General features: G+C 57.4%; 19 protein-coding genes. 13 read left to right on the forward strand and 6 right to left on the reverse strand.

The features are described 5' to 3' along the window. Positions 1–315 precede the first annotated feature (315 nt). The 6 genes from HFD95_RS13640 (at position 316) to lplT (ending at position 12,648) form a co-directional block, all read left to right on the forward strand. Positions 316–1,527 carry an MdtA/MuxA family multidrug efflux RND transporter periplasmic adaptor subunit gene (locus HFD95_RS13640; RefSeq protein WP_060681593.1) on the forward strand — a complete coding sequence of 404 codons (1,212 nt, stop codon included), beginning with the start codon at positions 316–318 and terminating at the stop codon, positions 1,525–1,527. After that, positions 1,524–4,733 (forward strand): efflux RND transporter permease subunit, encoded by a 3,210-nt coding sequence (locus HFD95_RS13645; protein ID WP_167430353.1) that lies wholly within the window; start codon positions 1,524–1,526, stop codon positions 4,731–4,733. The genes HFD95_RS13640 and HFD95_RS13645 overlap by 4 nt, the downstream gene beginning before the upstream one ends. Further along, positions 4,730–7,831, forward strand: a complete 3,102-nt coding sequence (locus HFD95_RS13650) for a multidrug efflux RND transporter permease subunit (protein ID WP_167430354.1) — start codon at positions 4,730–4,732, stop codon at positions 7,829–7,831. Before HFD95_RS13645 ends, HFD95_RS13650 begins: the two co-directional genes overlap by 4 nt. Before the next feature lie 3 nt (positions 7,832–7,834). Beyond that, entirely contained in the window at positions 7,835–9,220 is a 1,386-nt protein-coding gene (locus tag HFD95_RS13655; RefSeq protein WP_167430355.1) for an efflux transporter outer membrane subunit, read from the forward strand. Positions 9,221–9,310: 90 nt separating this feature from the next. Continuing rightward, positions 9,311–11,461, forward strand: coding sequence for a bifunctional acyl-ACP--phospholipid O-acyltransferase/long-chain-fatty-acid--ACP ligase (aas, locus tag HFD95_RS13660; RefSeq protein ID WP_010671792.1), 2,151 nt, complete (start codon positions 9,311–9,313; stop codon positions 11,459–11,461). Then, a complete protein-coding gene (lplT, locus tag HFD95_RS13665) occupies positions 11,458–12,648 on the forward strand; it encodes a lysophospholipid transporter LplT (protein WP_010251689.1) in 1,191 nt (396 codons plus the stop codon). Before aas ends, lplT begins: the two co-directional genes overlap by 4 nt. Before the next feature lie 76 nt (positions 12,649–12,724). Here lplT and ridA read toward each other — a convergent pair whose 3' ends face one another. The 4 genes from ridA to argF form a co-directional block, all read right to left on the reverse strand. Next, positions 12,725–13,111: a 2-iminobutanoate/2-iminopropanoate deaminase gene (gene ridA / locus HFD95_RS13670; protein ID WP_010251687.1), complete on the reverse strand. Its 387-nt coding sequence runs from the start codon at positions 13,109–13,111 to the stop codon at positions 12,725–12,727. 72 nt (positions 13,112–13,183) lie between these two features. Then, on the reverse strand, positions 13,184–13,648 hold the full coding sequence (gene pyrI / locus HFD95_RS13675; RefSeq protein WP_010251684.1) for an aspartate carbamoyltransferase regulatory subunit: 465 nt from the start codon (positions 13,646–13,648) through the stop codon (positions 13,184–13,186). 12 nt (positions 13,649–13,660) lie between these two features. Further along, positions 13,661–14,596, reverse strand: coding sequence for an aspartate carbamoyltransferase (gene pyrB / locus HFD95_RS13680; protein WP_010251681.1), 936 nt, complete (start codon positions 14,594–14,596; stop codon positions 13,661–13,663). 313 nt (positions 14,597–14,909) lie between these two features. Beyond that, positions 14,910–15,917 carry an ornithine carbamoyltransferase gene (gene argF, locus HFD95_RS13685; RefSeq protein WP_061901816.1) on the reverse strand — a complete coding sequence of 336 codons (1,008 nt, stop codon included), beginning with the start codon at positions 15,915–15,917 and terminating at the stop codon, positions 14,910–14,912. Between the two features lie 160 nt (positions 15,918–16,077). On the opposite strand from argF, the gene rraB reads away from it, so the two are divergent. The 4 genes from rraB to HFD95_RS13705 all read left to right on the forward strand — a co-directional run bounded on the left by rraB (position 16,078) and on the right by HFD95_RS13705 (position 19,805). Further along, positions 16,078–16,494, forward strand: a complete 417-nt coding sequence (gene rraB, locus HFD95_RS13690; RefSeq protein WP_010251675.1) for a ribonuclease E inhibitor RraB — start codon at positions 16,078–16,080, stop codon at positions 16,492–16,494. Positions 16,495–16,548: 54 nt separating this feature from the next. Further along, a complete protein-coding gene (locus HFD95_RS13695) occupies positions 16,549–17,310 on the forward strand; it encodes a tRNA-(ms[2]io[6]A)-hydroxylase (protein ID WP_010671789.1) in 762 nt (253 codons plus the stop codon). Between the two features lie 370 nt (positions 17,311–17,680). Then, on the forward strand, positions 17,681–19,009 hold the full coding sequence (locus tag HFD95_RS13700) for an OprD family porin (protein ID WP_167430356.1): 1,329 nt from the start codon (positions 17,681–17,683) through the stop codon (positions 19,007–19,009). A gap of 10 nt (positions 19,010–19,019) precedes the next feature. Then, entirely contained in the window at positions 19,020–19,805 is a 786-nt protein-coding gene (locus HFD95_RS13705) for a histidine phosphatase family protein (protein WP_061901813.1), read from the forward strand. On the opposite strand, the gene HFD95_RS13710 is transcribed toward HFD95_RS13705, so the two are convergent. Beyond that, complete coding sequence (locus HFD95_RS13710) at positions 19,800–20,300, reverse strand: GNAT family N-acetyltransferase (protein WP_010671786.1); 501 nt, start codon at positions 20,298–20,300, stop codon at positions 19,800–19,802. The two genes, HFD95_RS13705 and HFD95_RS13710, sit on opposite strands and share 6 nt — an antisense overlap. A 305-nt stretch (positions 20,301–20,605) precedes the next feature. Here HFD95_RS13710 and HFD95_RS13715 point away from each other — a divergent pair, with 305 nt between their 5' ends. Genes HFD95_RS13715 through HFD95_RS13725 form a run of 3 tightly spaced genes read left to right on the forward strand, consistent with a single transcriptional unit; the run spans position 20,606 to position 22,016 of the window. Further along, entirely contained in the window at positions 20,606–21,085 is a 480-nt protein-coding gene (locus HFD95_RS13715) for an Hcp family type VI secretion system effector (RefSeq protein ID WP_010671785.1), read from the forward strand. A gap of 50 nt (positions 21,086–21,135) precedes the next feature. Next, the gene (locus HFD95_RS13720) at positions 21,136–21,498 is read left to right on the forward strand and encodes a tlde1 domain-containing protein (RefSeq protein WP_010671784.1); all 363 of its coding nucleotides are present in this window, start codon (positions 21,136–21,138) and stop codon (positions 21,496–21,498) included. Beyond that, positions 21,495–22,016 carry a hypothetical protein gene (locus tag HFD95_RS13725; RefSeq protein ID WP_158132043.1) on the forward strand — a complete coding sequence of 174 codons (522 nt, stop codon included), beginning with the start codon at positions 21,495–21,497 and terminating at the stop codon, positions 22,014–22,016. Before HFD95_RS13720 ends, HFD95_RS13725 begins: the two co-directional genes overlap by 4 nt. Positions 22,017–22,067: 51 nt before the next feature. Here HFD95_RS13725 and HFD95_RS13730 read toward each other — a convergent pair whose 3' ends face one another. Continuing rightward, on the reverse strand, positions 22,068–24,923 hold the full coding sequence (locus tag HFD95_RS13730) for a valine--tRNA ligase (RefSeq protein ID WP_010671782.1): 2,856 nt from the start codon (positions 24,921–24,923) through the stop codon (positions 22,068–22,070). Positions 24,924–24,926: the final 3 nt, after the last annotated feature.

Raw genomic sequence — 24,926 nt, forward strand, 5'->3', positions numbered from 1 at the left:
GATAGCAGTCCCAGAGGTATTGATGGGTGTGAAAACAACACTGCTTCGGCAGTGAGACCCTGTTATTACACCAACCCACGCAGATGCGTGGGTTTTTTTTGCCTGCTCGCCTGAGCCTGCCGTTACCGCTGTAAAAACCCCCGCTAAATCAACATCGTTCTTAACGAAACCCTGACAGTTTGCCGATAGAAAGGCGCATCGCCTTTCACTGATAATGGCCGCCGTGAAGCCTGGCGGTTTTTTGCCCGCCGCCGCTCACTGCCGCATTCCGCACGTTCCGGGATTTCTTTTTCTGCTTATCTGAAGAGTTCGACGATGACTCACCTTTCTCGCCCCGCGCGTTCCTTTGGGCTTAAATGGCTGCTTCTGTTGCTGGTGGCGGCGATTGTCGCTGGGGTTATCTGGCGTCTGCTGGCGGCGGGTCACGGGCCTGGCGAGGGGATGCCGTCGGGCAGACCGGGTGCGCATGGCATGATGGGCGGAGGGGCAACGCTGGTTCACAGCGGTGTCGCCAGCACGGCGGATGTGCCGGTGTGGCTGAATGCACTCGGCACGGTCATCCCCAACGCCAGCGTCACGGTGACCAGCCGCGTTGACGGCCAGCTGGAGCAGGTTTTCTTTACCGAGGGGCAGAAAGTCAGCGCCGGGCAGCTGCTGGCGCAGATCGATCCGCGCAGCTTTCAGGCCACGCTTAACCAGTATCAGGGCGAACTCAGCGAAAACCAGGCGCTGCTGAAAAGTGCGGAGCTGACGCTGGCGCGCTACCGCAAACTGGCGGCGCAGGATGCACTGGCGCGTCAGGATCTGGACAGCCAGATTGCCACCGTCGGGCAGTATCGCGGTGCCGTCGCCGCCGATCAGGCGCAGATCGCCAGTGCCAGACTCAGCATTGAATATGCCCGGATCACCGCCCCGATCAGCGGGCGCGTCGGCCTGCGTCAGGTCGATCCCGGCAACATGGTTCAGAGTGCCAGCAGCACCGGTCTGGTGACCATCACCCAGATGCAGCCTGCCGCCGTGACCTTTAGCGTGCCACAAAGCGAAATCCCGACGCTGGTCAGCGTGCTGCATCAGGGGCAGAGCCTGCCCGCCACGCTGTATGATCAGGACAACCAGCATCAGCTCGGCAGTGGCGAAGTGAAGTTCATCAGCAACCAGATCGACACCGCCACCGGCACCGTGGCGCTGAAAGCGGTGTTCGCCAACCAGGATGAGTCGCTGTTTGCCAATCAGTTTGTGAATCTGCGGCTGCAGACCCGGGTGCTGAAAGGCGCGACGGTGATCCCGGCCCAGGCGCTGCAGCTGAGCAGCGACGGCAGCTTTGTCTTTGTGATCAATCAGGATCACAGCGTTACGCGCAAAGCGGTCACCACTGGTCCCGCTTTCGGAGACGAACAGCAGGCGATCCTCAGCGGCGTTTCGCCGGGCGATCGGCTGGTGACGGAAGGGATCGATCGTCTGACCAGCGGCAGCAAAGTGTCGCTGGCCGATGAGACGCCCGCCGCTGCGGGTGCTGTGTCGAAATGAACCCGTCGCGCCTGTTTATTCTGCGTCCGGTCGCCACCATTCTGCTGATGGTCGGCGTGCTGATCGCCGGCATTTTTGCCTGGAAATTCCTCTCTACCTCGGCGCTGCCGCAGGTCGACTATCCGATCATTCAGGTCACCACGCTCTATCCGGGTGCCAGCCCGGATGTGATGGCATCGTCGGTCACCTCACCGCTGGAGCGCCAGTTAGGGCAGATGGCGGGGCTGAGCCAGATGAGCTCCACCAGTGCCAGCGGCTCCTCGATCATTACCCTGAAGTTCAGCCTCGATCTGTCGCTGGATGTCGCCGAGCAGGAGGTGCAGGCGGCGATCAATGCGGCGAATAACCTGCTGCCCGACGACCTGCCCAATCCGCCGACCTACAAAAAGGTTAATCCGGCGGACAGCGCGGTGGTGACGCTGGCGGCCAGTTCCAGCACGCTGCCGTTGACCGCGGTGCAGGATCTGGTCAATACCCGGGTGGCGCTGAAGCTGTCGCAGATCTCCGGCGTCGGGATGGTGACGCTGGCGGGCGGCCACCAGCCGGCGATTCGGGTGCAGATGAATCCTCAGGCGCTGGCGGCGCATCATCTGACGCTGGAGGCGGTAAATACGCTGATTGGCAACAGCAACGTCAATGGCTCCAAAGGCGGCTTTGACGGTAAATATCATTCGGTGACCATTGACGCCAACGACCAGCTGCGCACCGCAACTGAGTACGGCAACCTCATCCTCAGCTATGAGAATGGCGCGGCGCTGCGCCTGAAAGATATCGCCCACATTGAACAGGGCCCGGAAAACAGCTTCCAGTCGGCGTGGGCCAACAACCAGCCCGCGATTGTGATCAGCGTGCAGCGCCAGCCGGGCGCGAACGTCATCCAGGTGGTGGACAACATCAAGGCGCAGCTCCCCGCGCTGCAGGCGGCACTGCCGGAGGGGGTGAAGATGACCATTCTCTCCGATCGCACCCAGACCATTCGCGCCTCGATCAGTGACGTCCAGTTTGAACTGATGCTGTCGATTGCGCTGGTGGTGATGGTGACTTTCCTGTTCCTGCGCAACGTTGCTGCCACGCTGATCCCGAGCGTGGCAGTGCCGCTGTCGCTGGTCGGCACCTTTGGTGTGATGTATCTGGCGGGCTTCAGCCTGAATAATCTGTCGCTGATGGCGCTGACTATCGCCACCGGTTTTGTCATTGATGACGCCATCGTGGTGGTCGAGAACATCTCCCGGCGGCTGGAGCAGGGTGAGTCGCCGATGGAAGCGGCACTGAAAGGCTCCCGGCAGATTGGCTTCACCATTATCTCGCTGACCTTTTCCCTGATTGCGGTGCTGATCCCGCTGCTGTTTATGGGCGATGTAGTCGGGCGACTGTTCCGGGAGTTTGCGATTACCCTGGCGGTGGCGATTCTGGTGTCGATGGTGGTATCGCTGACCCTGACACCGATGCTGTGCGCGTATCTGCTGCGCCACATTCCGCCAGAACAGCAGTCGACGTTTGCCCGCAAGGGCGGCGAACTGTTTGATGCCCTGGTGCGCGGTTATGATCGGCTGCTGACCGTGGTACTGAACCATCAGAAACTGACGCTGCTGGTGGCGCTGGCCACCTTCGGGCTGACGGCGCTGCTCTACATAATGGTGCCGAAAGGCTTCTTCCCGACCCAGGATACCGGGCTGATTCAGGGCATTACCGTCGCCTCACAGGACGTCTCGTTTAACGCCATGGCAACGCGGCAGCAGGCGTTGTCGGCGCGGATCCTGAAAAACCCGGCGGTGGAGAGCGTCTCATCGACGATCGGCATCGACGGCACCAACACCAGCCTTAACAGCGGGCGGTTACAGATCAACCTGAAGCCGTTTGGCTCGCGTGATGTGAAAGCGGGTGAGGTGATTAAACAACTGCAACAGGCGACCGCCGATGTGCCGGGCATCCGGCTCTATCTGCAACCGGCGCAGGATCTCACCGTCAACGATCAGGTCTCGCCGAGTCAGTATCAGTTCACCCTCGATGATGCCGACAGTGAAAATCTGGTCAGCGCGTCGCCGAAACTGGTGGCGGCATTGCAGCAGCGGCCCGAGTTTAATGGCGTGGTAAGTAACCTGCAGGATCAGGGGCGCGTCTCTTACGTTGAGCTGAACCGCGATAAAGCGGCGCGCTTCGGCATTACTGCCTCGGACGTGGACACCGCGCTCTATAACGCCTTTGGTCAGCGGCTGGTCTCGACCATCTTCACCCAGTCGAATCAGTATCGGGTGGTGCTGGAAGTGGCTCCGGCATACCAGCAGGGTCCGGCGTCGTTTGATGATGTCTGGCTGCAATCGTCCGGCAGCAGCAGTTCGGCGTCGTCATCCACCAGCACGGCTTCATCAGCGTCAACGTCTTCGTCAACGTCCACTTCAGCCTCTGACACCAGCGCCAGCACGACCAGCAGCGGCATGGTCAAACTCACTGCTATCGCCACTATCCACCAGCGCACCGGTTCGCTGATGCACATGCGGCTGAATCAGTTTCCGGCGGTGATGATCTCCTTCAACCTTAATCCGGGCTACTCGCTGGAGGATGGACAACGGGCGATCGCGGAAGTACGGCAGCAGCTGCATCTGCCGGAGAGCACCACACTGCGTTATCAGGGGGAAACCTCGGCGTTTCAGAGCGCCACCGGCAACACGCTGTGGCTGATTCTGGCGGCGCTGATCACCATGTATGTGGTGCTCGGCATCCTCTACGAAAGCTTTATCCATCCGGTGACCATCCTCTCTACGCTGCCGTCGGCGGCGGTGGGCGCGTTGCTGACGCTGCTGCTGGCGGGCACCGAATTCAGCCTGATTGCGCTGATTGGGGTGATACTGCTGATCGGCATCGTGAAAAAGAACGCCATCATGATGATCGACTTCGCGCTGGAGGCGGAACACCATCAGCAACTCAGCGCACGCGACGCGATTCATCAGGCCTGCCTGCTGCGCTTCCGCCCGATTCTGATGACGACGATGGCGGCGCTGCTGGGTGCGCTGCCACTGATGCTGGCCTCCGGCTCCGGGGCAGAGCTGCGTCAGCCGCTGGGGCTGGTGATTGTCGGCGGGCTGATTGTCAGTCAGGTGCTGACACTCTTCTCCACGCCGGTCATCTACCTCCTGTTTGATGGGCTGGCGCAGCGCGGTAACGCCTGGGTGAAACGCCGTCAGCAGCGGGCGCGGAGCGGGCAATGAATCTGACCCGGCTGTTTATCTTTCGTCCGGTGGCGACGCTGCTGCTGACGCTGGCGATCCTGCTGCTGGGCGCGCTGGGCTACCGGCTGCTGCCGGTAGCACCGCTGCCGCAGGTCGATTTTCCTACCATCATGGTCAGCGCCAGCCTGGCAGGCGCCAGCCCGGAAACCATGGCGGCGACGGTCGCTACGCCGCTGGAACGTTCGCTGGGGCAGATTGCCGGTATTAGTGAGATGACCTCCAGCAGCTCGCAGGGCTCAAGCAGCATCATCCTGCAGTTTGAACTGGACCGCGATATCAATGGCGCGGCGCGCGACGTTCAGGCGGCAATCAACGCAGCGCGCAGCCTGCTGCCCAGCGCAATGGCCTCGCTGCCGACCTATCGCAAAGCCAACCCGTCAGACGCGCCAATAGTAATGCTGGCGCTGACCTCTGCCACCCGCACGCCAGGCGAGCTCTACGATCTGGCAGAGAGCAAAATCGAACAGGCGATGGGGCAGGTACAGGGCGTCGGCGAAGTGTCGCTGATGGGCAGCGCCTTACCGGCGGTGCGGATTGATCTGCAGCCGCTGAAGCTGACCCATTACGGCATCTCGCTGGAGACGGTGCGTGCCGCCGTCGCCAACAGCACTACCAATCTGCCTAAAGGGATCTTACAGGGCAGTGACCAGTCGTGGCTGGTGGACAGCAACGGCCAGCTGGAGAAGGCGGCCAGCTACCGCGATCTGATCATCACTTATCAGCAGGGCAACGCGGTGCGACTGCGCGACGTCGCCACGGTCTATGACTCGGTAGAAGATCGCTATCAGGCGGGGTTTCTGAATGCCACACCGGCGGTGATGATCGGTATCAAACGTCAGGCGGGTGCCAACATGCTGGAAACCATCGACGCGATAAAAGCGCAGTTGCCGCAGCTGGAAAAGAGTCTGCCTGCTGACAGCCAGCTGAACGTGGTGGTTGACCGTTCGCCTGGCGTGCGCGCCTCGCTGTATGACACCGAAGAGACGCTGCTGATCGCGGTGCTGCTGGTGATTGCGGTGGTGTTTATTTTTCTGCGCAATCTGCAGGCGGTGATCATTCCGGCGCTGGCACTGCCGGTGTCGCTGATCGGCACCTGCGCGGTGATGTATCTGCTGGGATACAGCCTGGATAACCTGTCGCTGATGGCGCTGATTATCGCCACCGGCTTCGTGGTGGATGATGCGATTGTGGTGCTGGAGAACATCACCCGTCACATTGAGCGCGGGCTGAGCCCGTTGCGGGCAGCACTGCGCGGGGCGCAGGAGGTGAGCTTCACCGTGCTGTCGATGACCGTGTCGCTGATCGCGGTGTTCATCCCGATCCTGCTGATGGGCAGTATTGTCGGGCGGCTGTTCCGCGAATTCGCCGTGACGCTCACCGTGTCGCTGCTGATCTCGCTGTTTGTCTCGCTGAGTCTGACGCCGATGCTCTGCGCCCGCCTGCTGAAACCAAAGCCGCCCGTCAGCCAGCGGCCGCATCCGCTTTATCAGTTGATTGAAAACCAGCTGAATCGCCTGCTGGCCGCCTACGGGCGCGGGCTGGCCTGGGTGATGTGCCATCAGAAACTGACGCTGCTCAGCCTGCTGCTGACCGTACTACTGAATGTTTTTCTCTTCGTCGTGGTGCAGAAGGGCTTCTTCCCCAATCAGGATACCGGGCTGCTGATGGGTGCGCTGCGCGCCGATCAGAACATCTCGTTCCAGGCGATGAAGCCGAAAATGCTGATGTTCACGCAGATCATTCAGCAAGACCCGGCGGTAGAGAGTGTGATGTCGTCGATGGGCAGCGGGATGTTTGGCTCCCGCAACAGCGCCAACTTCTTTGTGCGGCTTAAAGATTTTGATCAGCGCGATGCGACCGCCACCGAGGTGGCCAACCGGCTGACGAGAAAAACCAGTCACATCGCCGGGGCGCAGATGTTCCTGATGGCGGCGCAGGACCTGCACATTGGCGGACGCAGCGCCAACGCCACGTATCAGTACAGCCTGCAGGCGGACGATCTCGATCTGCTGCGCACCTGGACGCCGAAAGTGCAGGCGGCGCTGGCGGCGATCCCCGAGCTTAACAGCGTGGACTCCGATTCGCAGACCGGCGGCCAGGAGGTGGAGCTGACCATCGATCGTGATCGCGCCACCCGGCTGGGCGTCAACGTGAACATGCTGGATACGCTGCTGAACAATGCGTTTAGCCAGCGGCAGATCGCCACGCTCTATCACACCCTGAATCAGTATCACGTGGTGATGTCACTGCAGGATAGCGACACCGCCAATCCCGAGACGCTGCAGCAGCTTTATGTGATTAACGATAGCGGTGACCGCGTGCCGCTCTCCGCCTTTGCCCGCTTCAGCGGCGGCAACGCGCCGCTGTCGGTGGCGCATCAGGGCCAGTCCGCGACCAGCACCCTGGCGTTTAATCTCAACGAGGGGGTGTCACTGGAACAGGCGCAGGAACTGATAAAACAGGCGATGGCGAAGCTGGGCCTGCCATCGACCCTTCATGCCGGTTTTGCCGGCACCGCCGCCGCCTTTTCTCAGCTGACCGCGACCATGCCGTGGCTGATTCTGGCGGCGCTGGCGGCGGTCTATCTTGTGCTCGGCGTGCTCTATGAGAGCTACATCCATCCGCTGACCATTCTTTCGACCCTGCCGTCAGCGGGCGTCGGCGCGCTGTTACTGCTGCTGCTGACCGGCACGCAGCTCACGGTAATCGCGCTGATTGGCATCATCCTGCTGATCGGCATCGTGAAAAAGAACGCCATCATGATGATCGATTTCGCCATCGACGCGGAGCGGCGGCAGGGCATGTCGCCACAGCAGGCGATCACCCAGGCGTGCCTGATGCGCTTCCGGCCCATCATGATGACCACGCTGGCCGCCTTTTTCGGCGCGTTGCCGCTGGCGCTGGGCAGCGGCGGTGATGCCGATCTGCGCAGCCCGCTGGGCATCGCTATTGCGGGCGGACTGGCGCTCAGCCAGCTGCTCACGCTGTTTACCACGCCGGTTGTTTATCTTTGGCTCGATCGTCTGGGCCGTGCCACTCAACGTCAATGGCGTCGTCTGCGCCCTACGGAATCCTGATCCATGAAACCGCTTATCCCCTTTGTTGTGATGCTGCTGAGCGGCTGTAGCGTCGGTCCCGACTATCAGCGCCCCGCGATGGTGATGCCGGTCCACTATAAAGAGGCCAGAGGCTGGCAGCAGGCGACGCCGCTTGATGCGCAAAGCAAAGGCGAATGGTGGGCGGTTTATCACGACGCCACCCTGAGCGGCCTGCTGAACCAGGTGAGCATCTCGAACCAGAACGTGGCGAATTATGCCGCGCAGTACCGGCAGGCACAGGCGCTGGCGAGTGAGTCACGCGCGGCGCTGTTTCCCTCGCTGGGCTATGACGGCAGCGCGACGCGCAGCGGCAGCCACGCGACTGACAGCAGCGTTCGCACCACCAGCAGCAGCCATCAGGCGGAGCTGAGCGCCAGCTGGGAGCTGGATCTGTGGGGCAAACTGCGACGCACGCTGGAGGAGAACCGCGCCAGCGCCTCGGCCAGCGCGGCGGAACTGGCCAATATCACCCTGAGCGCCCAGTCTGAACTGGCGCAGGACTATTTCCAGCTGCGCATCATGGATCAGAAAATCGCGCTCTATCAGCAGAGCGTTGATGCTTATCAGCGCTATCTGAAAGTGATTACCAGCCAGTATCAGGCGGGCACCGCGTCGCGTGCCACCCTGGCTCAGGCGCAGCTGCAGCTGGAGAGCGCCAGCGCCTCGGCGCAGGATTATCAGTGGCAGCGTGCACAGATGGAGCACGCCATTGCGCTGCTGGTCGGCAAAGCACCCGCTGAATTCAGCCTGACCGCCGCGCCGCTGACGGCCACGCTGCCCGCGATTCCGGCAGCCCTGCCGGGCGAGCTGTTGCAGCGCCGTCCCGACATTGCTTACGCCGAACGTAACATGGCCGCCGCCAATGCTGCGGTGGGCGTGGCGGTGGCCGGTTACTATCCCGACCTGACCCTGAGCGCCAGCGGTGGCGTCAGTTCTTCCGTGCTGCATTCGCTCTTCTCGCTGCCGAATCGCGTCTGGTCGCTGGGGCCGGAGCTGAGCGGCACGCTGCTGGATTTTGGTGCGACCGCAGCACAGGTCGATCAGGCACGAGCGGGCTGGGATGCCAGCGTTGCGACCTATCGTCAGACGGTGCTGACCGCAATGCAGGAGGTGGAAGATAAGCTGGTGGAGCTGAACACGCTGCAGGGTGAGATCGCCGCGCAGCAGCGCGCCACCGACGCGGCGCAGACCTCGGCGCGGGTAACGCGTTTGCAGTATGAGGCGGGCATGATTACGTATCTGGATGTGGCGACCACCGAAAACAGCCGCCTGAGCGCGCAGCAGAGTTTGCTGACGCTGCAGAGCACGCAGTGGGTCAGCAGTGTGGCGCTGATTGCCGCGCTGGGCGGTGGCTGGCAGGCACCCTGAAGGCGGCGTCAGGTTACCGATAATTCTGTTGTCGAACCGCGTCAAATCCTGCATCGTGAGGGGCTATTTTCACGATGCTAAGGAGCCGGCATGGTTTTCACACTATTGCGCCTGATATTTCGCCTGTTATGGCGGGTCGAACTGCGTGGCGACGTCGCCGAACTGCATAAGCAGAAGGTATTGATCACGCCGAACCATATGTCGTTTCTCGACGGCATATTGCTGGCGCTATTTTTGCCGATTAAGCCGGTCTATGCGGTCTATTCGACCATCAGCGAAAGCTGGTTTATGCGGCTGGTTAAACCCTTTATCGACTATGTACCGCTCGATCCCACCAAACCCATGGCGCTCAAACAGCTGGTCAGGCTGATCGACAGTGGCCGTCCGGTGGTGATCTTCCCGGAAGGACGTATTACCGTCACCGGCTCGCTGATGAAGATCTACAGCGGGGCGGGTTTTGTCGCGGCGCGTTCGGGCGCGAATGTGGTGCCGATGCGCATTGAAGGCGCAGAGTACACGCCGTTTGGTCGTCTGGCGGGCGTGTTTAAACGTCGCCTGTTCCCGCGCATCACCCTGACGATTCTGCCCGCCACCCGCATTCCGATGCCGGAGGCGAAACGGGCGCGCGATCGGCGCGTGCTGGCCGGTGAGCATCTGCATCATGTGATGATGGAAGCGCGCATGGCGGTGCGTCCGCGTGAAACCCTGTTTGAGGCGTTTCTGGCGGCGCGTACGCGTTATGGCGCGTTTAAGCGCTGCATCGAAGATGTCAATTTCAAACCTGACAGCTACAACGGACTGCTGAAGAAGGCGCTGGGCGTGGGCCGTATTCTGGAGCGCTACAGCCAGCCGCGCGAAGTGGTAGGACTGCTGCTGCCCAATACCACCGTCACGGCGGCGGCGATTTTCGGGGCATCCCTGCGCGGACGTGTTCCGGCGATGCTCAACTACACGGCGGGCGTAAACGGCATGCGGGCGGCACTGACCGCCGCGCAGATCAAAACGGTCTTCACGTCGCGCCAGTTCCTGGACAAAGGCAACCTGTGGCATCTGCCACAGGGGCTCGATGATGTGCAGTGGATCTATCTGGAAGATCTGAAAGATACCGTGACCAGTAAGGACAAACTGTGGATCGTCGCCCATCTGCTGATGCCGCATCGCGCACAGCTGCCCCAGCAGCCGGAAGACGCCGCGATGGTACTGTTTACCTCCGGCTCGGAAGGCAATCCTAAAGGGGTGGTGCATTCGCATAAAAGCCTGCTGGCGAACGTCGAACAGATCCGCACCATCGCCGACTTCACGCCGCGTGACCGCTTTATGTCGGCGCTGCCGCTGTTCCATGCATTTGGTCTGACCGTCGGGCTGTTTACGCCGCTGATGACCGGCGCACAGGTGTTCCTCTATCCCAGCCCGCTGCACTATCGCATCGTGCCGGAGCTGGTCTATGACCGCAACTGCACCGTGCTGTTTGGCACCTCGACCTTCCTCGGCAACTACGCGCGCTTTGCCGCGCCCTATGATTTTGCCCGCCTGCGCTATGTGGTGGCGGGGGCGGAGAAGCTGCAGGAGAACACCCGTCAGCTCTACATGGAGAAGTATGGCATTCGCATTCTTGAAGGCTACGGCGTAACCGAATGCGCGCCAGTGGTCGCGATTAACGTGCCGATGGCGGCGAAGGCGCACACCGTCGGACGCATTCTGCCGGGCATGGATTCGCGGCTGATGTCGGTGCCGGGCATTGAGCAGGGCGGACGGCTGCAGCTGCGCGGACCGAACGTGATGAAGGGCTATCTGCGCGTCGAGAATCCAGGCGTGCTGGAAGTGCCGGTCGCCGACGATGGCGAAGGCAATCAGGAAGCGGGCTGGTATGACACGGGTGATATCGTCAGCTTTGATGACGGCGGTTTCTGCCAGATTCAGGGGCGCGCCAAACGTTTCGCGAAGATTGCCGGTGAGATGGTGTCGCTGGAGATCGTCGAGCAGATCGCTCTGAAGGCGTCGCCGGACAAACAACATGCCGCCTCGCTGCGCCCGGATGGTCAGCGTGGTGAGGCGCTGGTGCTGTTCACCACCGACGCTGAACTGGCGCGCGACAGCCTGCAGAAAGCGGCCCGCGAGCTGGGTGCGCCAGAACTGGCGCTGCCGCGTGATATCCGGGTGATGAAGCAGTTGCCGCAGCTGGGCAGCGGTAAACCCGATTACGTCACGCTGAAAAAAATGGCGGAAGAGGAGCAGGCATGAGCCTTGATCGTAATGCGCCGCTGATGTCACGCGGCATGATCGCCGTGATTATCGCCCAGTTCTTTTCGGCCTTCGGCGATAACGCGCTGCTGTTTGCCACGCTGGCCGTGCTGAAAAGCCAGTTCTATCCCGACTGGAGTCAGCCGGTACTGCAGATGCTCTTTGTCGCAGCCTACATTCTGCTGGCACCGTTTGTCGGTCAGGTCGCGGACAGCATGGCAAAAGGGCGGGTGATGATGCTCGCCAACAGCCTGAAGCTGCTGGGCGCGCTGGTGATCTGCTTCGGCTTCAACCCCTTCCTCGGATATACCCTGGTGGGCGCGGGCGCAGCCGCTTACTCTCCGGCTAAATATGGCATCCTCGGTGAGATCACTCACGGCGAGAAGCTGGTGAAAGCCAACGGGCTGATGGAGGGATCGACCATCGCCGCCATTCTGCTCGGCTCAGTGGCGGGTGGGATGCTGGCTGACTGGCATCTGCTGGCGGCGCTGGGGATCTGTGCGCTGACCTACGGCATTGCCGTGGTGGCCAACCTGTTTATCCCGAAACTGCAGGCGGCGCGTCCTGGTCAGAGCTGGCAGCTGGGTATGATGGTACGCAGTTTTTTCAGTGCTGCCGCGCTGCTATGGCGTGATGCGGAGACGCGCTTCTCGCTGCTCGGCACCAGCCTGTTCTGGGGCGCAGGCGTGACGCTGCGTTTTCTGCTGGTGCTGTGGGTGCCGGTGGCGCTGGGCATCAGTGACAACACCACGCCAACGACCCTGAATGCCATGGTGGCGATCGGGATTGTGATTGGGGCGGCGGCGGCGGCGAAGCTGGTGACGCTTGAAACGGTGCGTCGCTGTATGCCAGCCGGTGTGCTGATTGGTGTGATGGTCGTCGTCTTCGCGCTGCAGCATTCTCTGCTGAATGCCTATCTGGTGCTGATGCTGATTGGCGCGCTGGGCGGTTTCTTTGTGGTGCCGCTGAATGCACTGCTGCAGGCGCGGGGCAAAGAGAGCGTCGGTTCAGGTAATGCGATTGCGGTGCAGAATCTGGGTGAGAACAGCGCCATGCTGATCATGCTGGGGCTCTATACGCTGGCGATCAAGGCGGGTGCCCCTGCGGTGGCGACGGGCGTCGGTTTTGGCGTGCTGTTTGCGCTGGCGATAGCGCTGCTGTGGCTGTGGCGTCCGGCTAAGCGTTAAGCGATTCACCGCCTCTCTCCGGGATAGCCGGAGAGAGGCGGGCGCCCTCGTTAACAATAGATGTTAACAACGTAGATTAGCGACGAAGGGCAATCGCTTCGATTTCGATCTTCACATCTTTTGGCAGACGCGCCACTTCGACACAGGAACGCGCCGGGAAGTGCGCTTCATGCTCGGTGAAAAACGCCTCATAAGCCGCATTGACCGTGGCGAAGTCATTTAAATCCTTTACGAACACCGTGGTCTTCACGATGTCGCCGACCTTCAGACCCGCTGCTTCGACAATCGCCTTCACATTTTCCAGTGACTGACGCGCCTGTGCGGCAACGTCATCCGCCACCTGGCCGGTCGCCGGATCCACCGGGATCTGGCCAGAGGTGATGATCATGCTGCCCAGATCGACACCCTGAACATAGGGGCCGATAGCGGCAGGGGCTTTTTCAGTACTGATTTCACGAGACATCATTGCTCCTTTGATTACGTCGTCAGGCGGCGATGCCGCCGGTGTTGCCCATTATAAGGTCGGGCAGGGCGATTACCAGTGACCCAGCACCACATGGCGGGCGAACTCTTTTTCGCAATATTTGCACTTCAGATGCACATCGTCGGCGCGCTGCTTCACGGCAAAGCTGGAGAAGACCGGCTCGCTGCGGCTGATGCAGTTGCTGTTGGGGCAGGTCAGCACCCGTTCAACGTGGTCCGGCAGCGTCGGGGCGATCTTCGCGACCACTTCATAGTCGTCGATGCGGTTGACCGTAGCATGGGGCGCATAGACCGCCAGCTGATTGACCTGATCGTCGGTGAGAAAGGTGTTCTCAATCTTGATCAGATCTTTGCGGCCCATCTCGCCTGAGGGCAGATTCAGGCCAATGGTAATGCGCTGATCGGTTTCGGTCAGCCGGAACAGAGAGAGCAATTTAAAGCCGATCTGCGCCGGAATATGGTCGATGACCGTGCCGCGTTTGATCGCTTCGACCTGCAGTTTGTTGTCCTGCGTCATGGGGGTATCTCCTTACAGGGCGAGTTCGCTGTTTAAAACCAGTGCCAGCAGAGCCTGGCGCGCATAGATGCCGTTACCCGCCTGCTGGAAATACCAGGCATACGGGGTTTTATCGACATCGGTGGTGATTTCGTCGATGCGCGGCAGCGGGTGCAGTACCTTCATATTGTCGCGCGCTGTAGCGAGATCGGCAGCGCGCAGAATGAACTGCGCTTTGACGTTGGCATATTCTGACGGATCGAGCCGCTCTTTCTGCACCCGCGTCATGTAGAGGATATCGAGCTGCGGCATCACCTCTTCAAAGCTGTCGTGACGTGACCAGCTGATATTCTTCTCATCCAGCATATCGGTGATATAGGCCGGCATCGCCAGCGCATCGGGCGCGATAAAGAAGAAGCGGTTGCCGTCAAACTTCGCCAGCGCCTGGGTCAGGGAGTGCACGGTGCGGCCATACTTCAGGTCGCCGACCATCGCCACATTCAGCTGATTAAGACGGCTCTGCGTCTCCTGAATGGTGAAGAGATCAAGCAGCGTCTGGGTCGGATGCTGGTTCGCGCCGTCACCGGCGTTGAGAATCGGGATGCCGCCGGAGAACTCGGTCGCCAGCCGCGCCGCGCCTTCCTGCGGGTGACGCATCACGATCGCATCGACGTAGGTGCTGATCACTGAAATGGTGTCGGCCAGGGTTTCGCCTTTTTTGCCCAGCGACGTATTACTGCCGTCAGCAAAGCCCACCGCTGACGCGCCGAGGCGATGAATGGCGGTTTCAAACGACAGGCGGGTACGGGTAGACGCCTCAAAGAAGCAGCTGGCGATAACCTTGTGCTTCAGCAGTTCCGGCTGCGGATGGGCTTTAAGCTTCGCGGCGGTGTGTAGCGCCAGTTCCAGCTCTTCACGACTGAGGTCGTTGATTGAAATAATGTGCTTGCGATATAGCGGGTTAGCCATAGCTGTCTCCTCTGCGCGGCCGGATTGCGGACAAAAAAAAGCCCCTGCTTAAGGGGCTTTTTTAAGATCGGGTCGATGACCGAAAGAAACAGTAGCACCGCCTGCGGTCAGGCGTGATTGAGCGTCAAGTTGTCCGCTGTGCTGTAGCATATTTCCTCCGGCAAATTGGGCCGCATTATACCCGTTCGCGGTGGGTCAGCAAGAGGAAAACGTTTGCGCCTGCCTGGCCGATCGGAGGCCAGGCCAGATCAGGCGGATGAATCGCTAAGTATCCGCGCTCCCTGGCAGCATCAGCCCGTGTCACATCCGTCGGTCAGCGCTGCCCCAGCGTGGCCACCATTACCGCTTTAATCGTATGCATCCGGTTCTCGGCCTGGTCGAACACGATGCTGTGCGGCGACTCAAACACCTCGTTGCTCACTTCCATGCCGTTGGGCAGATCGTACTGTTCCGCCATCTGCTGGCCCAGCGTGGTCTGATCGTCGTGGAAGGCGGGCAGACAGTGCAGGAATTTAACCTGCGGGTTGCCGGTCAGATCGAGCATCGCCCGGTTCACCTGATAGTCACGCAGCAGCGCGATACGCTCGGCCCACACCGCTTTGGCTTCGCCCATCGACACCCAGACATCGGTGTAGATAAAGTCAGCGCCTTTCACGCCGTCGGCAATATGTTCGGTGAGGGTAATTTTCCCGCCGGTCTGCTGCGCGGCTTCACGGCACTGCGCCACCAGTTGCTCCTCTGGCCAGCAGCTTTTCGGTGCCACCAGACGCAGATCCAGCCCCACCTGTGCGGCGGCTTCCAGCATGGTGTTGCCCATGTTGTTGCGCGCATCACCCACATAAACCAGCGTCATCTCGCTGAGTTTTTTGCCCGGCAGATGCTCCTGCATGGTCAGCAGATCGGCCAGCAGCTGGGTCGGATGAAACTCGGTGGTCAGGCCGTTCCACACCGGCACACCGGCATGTTCCGCCAGCGTTTCCACCAGTTCCTGACCGTAACCGCGATACTGAATGCCATCATACATCCGGCCCAGCACCCGCGCGGTGTCGCGCATCGACTCTTTATGGCCGATCTGGCTGCCACTCGGGCCAAGATAGGTGACGTTTGCACCCTGATCGTAAGCGGCAACTTCGAAAGAGCATCGGGTACGGGTCGAGTCTTTTTCGAAGATGAGCGCGATGTTTTTACCTTTCAGATGCTGTACTTCCTGGGCGCTTTTTTTCGCCCGTTTCAATTCAGCGGAAAGGGTAAGCAGGTGATCAATTTCGGCGGGCGTAAAATCCAGAAGCCTGAGGAAATGGCGCTGATACAGCTGACTCATACAACACTCCGGTAATCATTAAAGTGAATTAAAATTCAATCTAACCGTATGAATATGCATTTTCAAGTGCGGGGCTAATAAACTTTTCGTTTTGTGTAGTGGCGCGACGGGCAGTATGGGAAAATAATTGATTATTGCCGAACTCAGAGAGGATATCGTCATGGCATATGAAGCATTACTGGAAGAGCAGCAGGAAGAGACGCGGCAGATTATCGAAGAGCTGCTGGAGGATGGCAGCGATCCTGATGCGCTCTATACCATCGAGCACCATCTCTCATGCAATAATTTTGATTCGCTGGAAAAAGCGGCCGTTGATGCGTTCAAGCTGGGTTATGAAGTGACCGAGCCGGAAGAGCTGGAGCTGGAAGATGGCACCACCGTGATGTGCGTCGATATCATCAGCGAATCCGCCCTGAAGCCTGAACTGATCGATGTGCAGGTTGAGCAACTGGTGAACCTGATTGGTAAGTACAACGTCGATTACGACGGCTGGGGCACCTATTTTGAAGATCCCGATGCCGAAGATGAAGATGACGACGCCATCGAAGATGAAGATGATGATGGTATTCGCCACTAAGTAGCCGGGGCGGAGAGTTCTCCGCCTGTCACCCCTGCCACCTGTTTTAACATCATGAACTACGCACCCTTACTTGAACCGATCTATCAGTTTCTGCACTGCCGCACGCCACAGGCCTGGATTGATGAGGCGCGCAAGCCGGAAAATCTGACCCTGCTGTTAACCGACCATCTGGTGTGCGAACTGAAAGCCGCGCAGACCGCGGTGTGGTTGATCCGCAAATATGTTGCCGACAAACCCAGTGGCGACGCCATTCTGGCGTGGCTGAAACCTTATGAAGATTTTATCTTCCGCGAAGATGGCGACAGCGACTTTATCAACGCCCATAAGAACCTGACAAAACGTATCATCGTGCGCAATGCGCTGCCGTGGGCGGATGAGCTGGTGGAGAAGATGGTGCTGCTGATTAAAGAGGAGCTGCATCACTTCTATCAGGTGTGGGAAATTATGCAGTCGCGCGGGCTGGTCTATCAGAAGATCACCTCCAGCCGCTATGCCAAATCGCTGCTGCGCGAAGTCACCACCCATGAACCGGAAACGCTGGTGGATAAGCTGATATGCGGCGCTTACATCGAGGCGCGCTCCTGCGAGCGTTTCGCCAGTCTGGCACCTTATCTTGATGACGAACTGGCGAAGTTCTATCTGTCGCTGTTGCGCTCAGAGGCGCGGCATTATCAGGACTATTTAACCCTGGCGGCGCAGATTGCCACCAGAGATATCACGCCGCGGGTGCAGGTGATTGGGGCAACAGAAGGGCGGTTAATTAGCGAACCCGACAACGAATTACGCTTTCACAGCGGCGTACCGGCGTTCTGATTAGAGTAAACGGCGCTCTTACGATGGCCGTTTATTTTTTATATTGAACCGGGTTGATTTTATTAATAATAAAAAGATAAGTATTAACTGTTAATCTAATATGAACGCGTTACCTCCGAAAAATATAATTTGAGTGACCCCTCACAAAATATTTTATCTCTTCTGTTTTTTCTTTGCGGAATAACTATAGTGCTCTTGCCGGATTAGGATTGTTATTTTTCAAGCAAAACCTGATTCATAACGCCTCTTTGCCAGAGAGGGTTGTGAATCAGGTTTTTTTTTGCACCGGCTATAGCCGGGGAAAAGAATCAGCGACTTTTTTTTGGCGTCCAGTTTTGCTAATAAGCATTTAATGGAAGGAGTCATTAACATGAGGGGAAAGCGCGGTATTCCGTTATTTATTTTACTGTTTTTGCAGCCATCTGGCGCATGGGCTGACTTTTCCGACGCATTATCGTTCTCTGACAATGCTTTCCTGCGTTATTCGCAACTCGATCTCAGACTGCGTAATCACTGGAAGTATCTCAAGGAAAATGAAGCGCAGCCTGCCGCTGTTCATAATGCCTGGGGACAGGCGTCAAGCCTGAATTTTCGTTCCGGCTATCAGTGGGACTGGCTGGGTTTCGATGCAACTTATACCCGAGCGATCAGGCTGGGAGCCAGCGACTACTTTGCCACGCGCGGCCTGCTTTACGACAGCGGCGGTCATCAGCAAAAAGCTGACGCGCACGGCTTCAGCAAGTTTGGTGAACGCTATCTGAAAGTGAAGCTGGGGGACGTGAATGCGGGATTTAAAGGAAAAGCGGGCTGGCAGGAGTTAAAAAACATCGGCGTGCTGACCACCACGGACCGCTTGTCACGCAACAGTTACTCAGGCTTTAGCGGCGCGCTGAACGTGCAGAAGATACGGCTGGATTTGGCTTACGTGACCAAAACGCTTCGCCACGACTCGCCGGAGAGTCTTGCCCTGCAAACCCAGGACCGACGAAAAATTAATGCGATCTATACCGGCGCACTGAGCTATACCGGTGATCGCGGACGTCTCGCCTACGCATTTGGCGAAGCGGAAGCCTACCAGCGGCGTCATGTTATCGAAGCGAATTACTCGCTCTCGCCGAACTGGCGCTTGTCCTCTCAAATTTATGGCAGTCAGGGGCTGGAAAATTATAAAAGCATGGCGGGCAGCAAAAGATCGTTCGATAACCACGCGTGGCACTATGTCGGTGAAGCAGACTGGATTAACGACAGATGGACACAGAAATTCGCTGCCGCCTGGACTTCGGCGCCCAAACATAATGCGGTGGGATATTATGTGCGCCCGCTGACAAAAAATACCCGTGGGCGTTTCAACGCCCTGACCTCTGCCGGAAAAGATTATACCCGTGATAAAGAACTGGCGCTGGTGTCGCAGACGGAATTTGAAATTTCAAAAGGCATTTTTAGCGGATTTCAGATTAACTATGGACAGTTTAATTATCGTAATACGCGTATACGTTCGGGGGAAGTCGCGCTCATAAACCGCTTCATCGAACCCCATCCGGTCCTGAAGGATTTATCGGTCTTTACGCTATTCGGTTATGGCTGGTCATACAAGAATAATAAAGAAACTCCGGTTTTTAATGCGCAAGGGAAATATATGCGTTCTCCCAGCCTTTCTGCAGAGATCGCGGTTGAATATAAATTAAATCTGTTCAGATAAGGAAAATACGATGAAAAGAATTTTTAAAGCGTTGCTGATTCTTATTGTGGTTGGGGCTGTCGCAGGCGAAGCCCTTGCCGCCGATGTCACTCTCTACGTTACGCGGCATGGTAAAACGATGTTCAACACGGTGCATCGCGCGCAGGGATGGGCAGATACTCCGCTAACGCCAGCGGGGGTAGAGGTGGCGCAAAAGCTGGGACGCGGTCTGCAGACGATCCCGTTTATCGCCGTCTGGTCCAGCGATGCTGGCAGAGCGAGAGAAACCGCGCAGCTTGTGATGCAGGCATGGAAAACGCCGCTGCCGCTGAACGAACGCCGGGAATTGCGGGAAGTGGGCTTTGGCCTGTATGAGGGCGATCTGAATAATAATATGTTGAACGATGCCGCCCATCAGTTGGGATTTGCATCCGATACGGCGCTAATGGAGGCCTATGGCAAAGGCAAGGTTCATGTCGACAGGATCATAGACGCTATCCGGCAGGCGGAAGCGTCAGGCACGCCGGCACTGAGAGGCATTAAATCAGCAGGCATGGCCGAAAGCTATCAGCAGGTTGCGAAGCGAATGGTCGATAGCCTGACTGAGATAGCGCAGCAGGCCCGGCAGCAGGGCGGCGGTAACGTTCTGGTGGTCACGCATGGCCTGGCGATTACAGCGCTACTGCAGGCGCTTGGCGATACATCGTTAAACCAGACGCTGGACAATGCGAGCGTAACCCGGCTGCGCTATACCGACAGCGGAGAGTTCGTGATTGAATCCATCAACGATATGAGTTACGTAGAGCGCGGCTTATAACTTCCGCAACATACGCACTTCGCAGTCGACATGGCCTGTGCAGCCCATCGCGCTGTCGATATGCTCAAAGCCGAGTGACTCATAAAGTTTAATGGCCCGCGTCAGGCTGGCGGTGGTTTCCAGATAGCAGCGACGGAAGCCGTGGCTGCGTGCATGTTCTATCGCCCGCAGCGCCAGTTCGCGTGCCAGACCCTGACCGCGCACCTCCGGCAGAAAGTACATCTTTTGCAGTTCGCAGATATCGGGCGCGCTACAGGCGAGCGGCGCAACACCGCCGCCGCCGACCACCTTGCCCTGATACTCAACAATCCAGTAGGCGCTCTGTTCGGCACTGTAAAGCTCAAACAGCTGGTCGAGCTGCGGATCGGAAACGGTGTAGCCCTTGTCAGCCGTCAGGCCGAACTCCGCGGAAACGTCGCGGATCACCTGGGCGATATGCGGATTATCGGCGGCAGTAATCGGCCGCACCTGGAGGTGCTGAGAGTCAGAAATCATGTGGGAGTTGAGCTATGTAAATCGGTTAGACATTTACCAGAAGTAACATTATCGTCATGTAAAAGCAATATTCCTGACAATGCAGGGAGGCTTTAAAAACGTCATGTTTTTTAATGTCACTTGAAAATCTGTTTTATCATTTACACCTTACTATGTTCAGTAATAAGGGATTGTTTCTATCTTCTGGTCTTAATAGTGCTGATTACTTCACAATCAATTTGTTTGTCTTAATTGATGTAAATCAAAAATGCTGACTGCTACTCCTGTAAGTTAATATCTTTAACGCTAATTAAAGGATTAATTTCATGGCAATTCCAGCTTACCTATGGCTGAAAGATGATGGTGGCGCAGATATCAAAGGATCAGTTGACGTCCAACATCGAGAAGGAAGTATTGAAGTACTTAGTTTCATGCATGGTTTGAGCATACCGGTCGATCCTCACACCGGTAAACTCACAGGGACGCGTGTTCATAGTGCATTAGAATTCGAAAAAGAATTCGACTCATCCAGCCCTTATCTCTATAAAGCAGTCTCCTCCGGGCAAACACTCAGGTCAGCTGAAATAAAATGGTACCGTATTAATCACGCTGGCCAGGAAGAGGAGTACTTCAATATGTTCATTGAAGGAGTGAAAGTGGTGTCGGTTAATCCACTCATGCATAACATCAAATCCATTGAAAATATGAACCATCTTGAGTCAGTAACGCTGCGCTACGAAAAAATCACCTGGAAGTACTGTGATGGCAATATTCAGCACTCCGATTCATGGAAGGAACGCACATAATTCAACTATCAATGGCGCAGCAATTCTGTGAGTCATTTTAAGGAGCGTGTATGACATGGGTCTATGACGTCAGAAAGCGATCTTTTACACGAGATGGTGTCTATAAATTCGATGCGTTATATGCCGGGGCTGAAGGATATAAAGACGATCCTGCATTAGCATGTGAGGTGAACAAAGGTCCTTTGCCAGCAGGAAAGTATAAGATTGCCAGTCCTATGGCAAAGCATCCTACAGCCGGACGGTTTGTTCTCCGTCTTATACCTTATGCGGGTAACAATATGTGTGGTCGCGCCGGATTTCTTATTCATGGAGATAACGGCTTTGGTACCGCTTCGAATGGCTGTATTGTCGCGTCTTTCAATGTAAGAAAAAGTATTGCAGATAGCGGCGACAGGGAGTTAATAGTGAAATGAAATGGCTCATTATTTTGCTATTAGCATTGTTTTCCGTCTCCTGTTCATCAGGAAGGTTCAATTCTGCAGAACATGTTTTGTCAGATAAAGTGATTACGGCATCCCGCAATAATGACAGCAGTTCACTTTCAGATGCTGATTATGACAAGATAACAGAATATCTTTCTCAGGGCCGGACACGCTGGATTGAACTTTACCCCATTCTTAATCGATCGCCATTCTTAGGCGCAACCTCTTTTCAGGAAGGTCTGGACATCGCGATGGCCTATGCCTTACCTGAAAATCCTGGCGCGGTAATGAAATACGTTAATCAAGGCAATGTTAATAAGCTATGCGGCATGCCATTTATTGAGCCGACTCCGGATGAAACAGATACGTACTTTTTGAAAGCCCGCACGGCGCTTACTCAGTTAACGTCAGAAAGTGACCGGGAAAAAAGATGCCTGTCTGTATTAGAAAAGAGTCATGATCATCTTGCTGCTGAAACAAGGACGAGAAGGGTGTCATCGAAAAAATGATATTAAAAACCCCGCGCGAGAGCGCGGGGTTTTTTCAGAGCGAGGAATCAATCAGAGCGCCGCAATGACCGCCTGCTGTTCAATCAGTTTTGCTTTTGATTGTTGCAGGTCCGCTACGCGTTCGCGCTCTTTCGCCACCACCGCTTCCGGGGCACGCGAAACAAAGCCTTCGTTCGCCAGCTTGGTTTCGATCTTCTCGATTTCCACATCCAGCTTAACCAGCTCTTTCGCCAGACGCTCCAGCTCGGCGGTTTTATCCACCAGATCCGCCATCGGGATCAACAGCTCTGCGCCTTCGACCAGTTTGGTCACCGACACCGGACCTTTCTCGCCCGCAGGCAGAATGGTCAGGCTTTCCAGACGCGCCAGGCGCGACAGGAAGTTGCGGTTAGCTTCAACGCGACGCAGTGCCGCAGGCGAGCAGTCACGCAGCAGCACATCCAGCGGCTTGCTCAGTGCGATGTTCATCTCGGCACGGATATTACGCACCGCCACGATCGCCTGTTTCATCCACTCGATGTCCGCTTTCGCTTCGGCATCTTCTTTCGCCGCATCGTACTGCGGGAAAGGCTGCAGCATGATGGTGTCGTCGCTGATATTTTTCAGCCCCTTCACGCGCTGCCAGATGGTTTCAGTGATAAACGGAATGATCGGATGCGCCAGACGCAGCAGCGCTTCCAGCACGTGAACCAGCGTATGACGGGTGCCACGCAGTTCAGATTCACTGCCGCTGTTCATGACCGGCTTGGTCAGCTCCAGATACCAGTCGCAGAACTGGTTCCAGGTGAAGTCATACAGCAGGTTAGCCGCGATATCGAAACGGTAGCTATCCAGCGCTTCACGGTACGCTTTCACCGTGTTGTTGAACTCGGTCAGGATCCAGCGATCTGCCAGCGACAGCGTCATTTCGCCGCCATTCTGTCCGCAATCCTGCTCTTCGGTGTTCATCAGCACAAAGCGGCTGGCGTTCCACAGCTTGTTACAGAAGTTGCGATAGCCTTCCAGGCGCTTCATGTCCCAGTTGATGTCGCGACCGGTAGAGGCCAGCGCCGCCAGGGTGAAACGCAGCGCATCGGTGCCTGATGGCTCGATGCCGTCCGGGAACTGCTTCTCGGTACGTTTGCGGATTTTCTCCGCCAGCTGTGGCTGCATCATGTTGCCGGTGCGTTTTTCCAGCAGTGCTTCCAGTGAAATGCCGTCGACCATATCCAGCGGGTCAATCACGTTGCCCTTGGATTTCGACATCTTCTGACCTTCTTCATCACGGATCAGACCGGTCATGTAGACGGTTTTAAACGGTACCTGTGGTTTGCCGTTTTCATCTTTGATGAAGTGCATGGTCAGCATGATCATGCGGGCAATCCAGAAGAAGATGATGTCGAAGCCGCTGACCAGCACGCTGGTCGGATGGAAAGTACGCAGCGCTTCGGTGTTTTCCGGCCAGCCCAGGGTGGAGAAGGTCCACAGACCTGAGGAGAACCAGGTATCCAGCACGTCATCATCCTGACGCAGCGCCACATCGGCGGCCAGGTTGTTCTCGGCGCGCACTTCGTCTTCGGTGCGGCCGACGTAGACGTTACCGTTGTCGTCATACCACGCCGGGATGCGGTGACCCCACCAGAGCTGACGGGAGATACACCAGTCCTGAATATCGCGCATCCAGGAGAAGTACATGTTTTCGTACTGCTTCGGTACAAACTGGATGTCGCCGTTTTCAACGGCTTCAACCGCGACTTTCGCCAGCGGTGCGGTACGCACATACCACTGGTCAGTCAGCATCGGCTCGATAACCACGCCGCCACGGTCGCCGTAAGGCACAGTCAGATCGTGGGGTTTGATCTCTTCAAGCAGGCCGAGTTCATCGACAGCGGCAACAATCGCTTTACGCGCCGCAAAGCGTTCCATGTTCTGGAAAGCCGCCGGGATCTCATCGGAACAGGCATCGCTGGCTTCGCCATTGGTGTCATACACCTGAGCACGGTCGCGGATATCGCCGTCGAAGGTCAGGATGTTGATCATTGGCAGTTTGTGACGACGGCCGACTTCATAGTCGTTGAAGTCATGCGCCGGGGTGATCTTGACGCAGCCGGTGCCTTTTTCCATGTCGGCATGTTCGTCGCCAACGATAGGGATCAGGCGGCCAACCAGCGGCAGCATCACAAATTTGCCGATCAGATCTTTGTAACGTGGATCTTCCGGGTTAACGGCGACGCCGGTATCGCCCAGCAGGGTTTCCGGACGGGTGGTGGCGACCACCAGATAATCTTTACCGTCGGCCGTTTTTGCGCCGTCAGCCAGTGGATAGCGGATATGCCACATCGAGCCTTTGCTCTCGCGGTTTTCCACTTCCAAATCGGAGATTGCGGTACGCAGTTTTGGATCCCAGTTCACCAGGCGTTTGCCACGGTAGATCAGGTTCTCTTTATAGAGGCGAACAAACACCTCTTTCACGGCGTTGGAAAGGCCATCGTCCATGGTGAAGCGCTCGCGCTCCCAGTCGACGGAGTTGCCCAGACGGCGCATCTGGCGGGTGATGGTGCCGCCGGACTCTGCTTTCCACTGCCAGATTTTGTCGATGAACGCATCACGGCCATAGTCCTGGCGCGTCTTGCCCTCTTCAGCCGCAATTTTGCGCTCAACTACCATCTGCGTGGCGATGCCCGCGTGGTCAGTACCGGCCTGCCACAGGGTATTTTTCCCCTGCATGCGCTGGTAACGAATCATGGTGTCCATGATGGTTTGCTGGAAGGCGTGACCCATGTGCAAGCTACCGGTGACGTTCGGCGGCGGGATCATGATGCAAAAGCTTTCCTGGCTGGTATCGCCATTCGGTTTGAAGTAGCCCTGCTTTTCCCAATGCTCGTAAAGCGGCTGCTCGATATCTTGCGGGTTATATGTCTTTTCCATTTC

Source organism: Pantoea sp. EKM10T, from assembly GCF_011800685.1.
GTDB classification, from domain to species: domain Bacteria; phylum Pseudomonadota; class Gammaproteobacteria; order Enterobacterales; family Enterobacteriaceae; genus Pantoea; species Pantoea agglomerans.

Coding starts and splice junctions, on each gene's coding strand:
- HFD95_RS13640 (WP_060681593.1), top strand. CDS start 316: ATGACTCACCTTTCTCGCCCCGCGCGTTCCTTTGGGCTTAAATGGCTG.
- HFD95_RS13645 (WP_167430353.1), top strand. CDS start 1,524: ATGAACCCGTCGCGCCTGTTTATTCTGCGTCCGGTCGCCACCATTCTG.
- HFD95_RS13650 (WP_167430354.1), top strand. CDS start 4,730: ATGAATCTGACCCGGCTGTTTATCTTTCGTCCGGTGGCGACGCTGCTG.
- HFD95_RS13655 (WP_167430355.1), top strand. CDS start 7,835: ATGAAACCGCTTATCCCCTTTGTTGTGATGCTGCTGAGCGGCTGTAGC.
- aas (WP_010671792.1), top strand. CDS start 9,311: ATGGTTTTCACACTATTGCGCCTGATATTTCGCCTGTTATGGCGGGTC.
- lplT (WP_010251689.1), top strand. CDS start 11,458: ATGAGCCTTGATCGTAATGCGCCGCTGATGTCACGCGGCATGATCGCC.
- ridA (WP_010251687.1), bottom strand. CDS start 13,111: ATGTCTCGTGAAATCAGTACTGAAAAAGCCCCTGCCGCTATCGGCCCC.
- pyrI (WP_010251684.1), bottom strand. CDS start 13,648: ATGACGCAGGACAACAAACTGCAGGTCGAAGCGATCAAACGCGGCACG.
- pyrB (WP_010251681.1), bottom strand. CDS start 14,596: ATGGCTAACCCGCTATATCGCAAGCACATTATTTCAATCAACGACCTC.
- argF (WP_061901816.1), bottom strand. CDS start 15,917: ATGAGTCAGCTGTATCAGCGCCATTTCCTCAGGCTTCTGGATTTTACG.
- rraB (WP_010251675.1), top strand. CDS start 16,078: ATGGCATATGAAGCATTACTGGAAGAGCAGCAGGAAGAGACGCGGCAG.
- HFD95_RS13695 (WP_010671789.1), top strand. CDS start 16,549: ATGAACTACGCACCCTTACTTGAACCGATCTATCAGTTTCTGCACTGC.
- HFD95_RS13700 (WP_167430356.1), top strand. CDS start 17,681: ATGAGGGGAAAGCGCGGTATTCCGTTATTTATTTTACTGTTTTTGCAG.
- HFD95_RS13705 (WP_061901813.1), top strand. CDS start 19,020: ATGAAAAGAATTTTTAAAGCGTTGCTGATTCTTATTGTGGTTGGGGCT.
- HFD95_RS13710 (WP_010671786.1), bottom strand. CDS start 20,300: ATGATTTCTGACTCTCAGCACCTCCAGGTGCGGCCGATTACTGCCGCC.
- HFD95_RS13715 (WP_010671785.1), top strand. CDS start 20,606: ATGGCAATTCCAGCTTACCTATGGCTGAAAGATGATGGTGGCGCAGAT.
- HFD95_RS13720 (WP_010671784.1), top strand. CDS start 21,136: ATGACATGGGTCTATGACGTCAGAAAGCGATCTTTTACACGAGATGGT.
- HFD95_RS13725 (WP_158132043.1), top strand. CDS start 21,495: ATGAAATGGCTCATTATTTTGCTATTAGCATTGTTTTCCGTCTCCTGT.
- HFD95_RS13730 (WP_010671782.1), bottom strand. CDS start 24,923: ATGGAAAAGACATATAACCCGCAAGATATCGAGCAGCCGCTTTACGAG.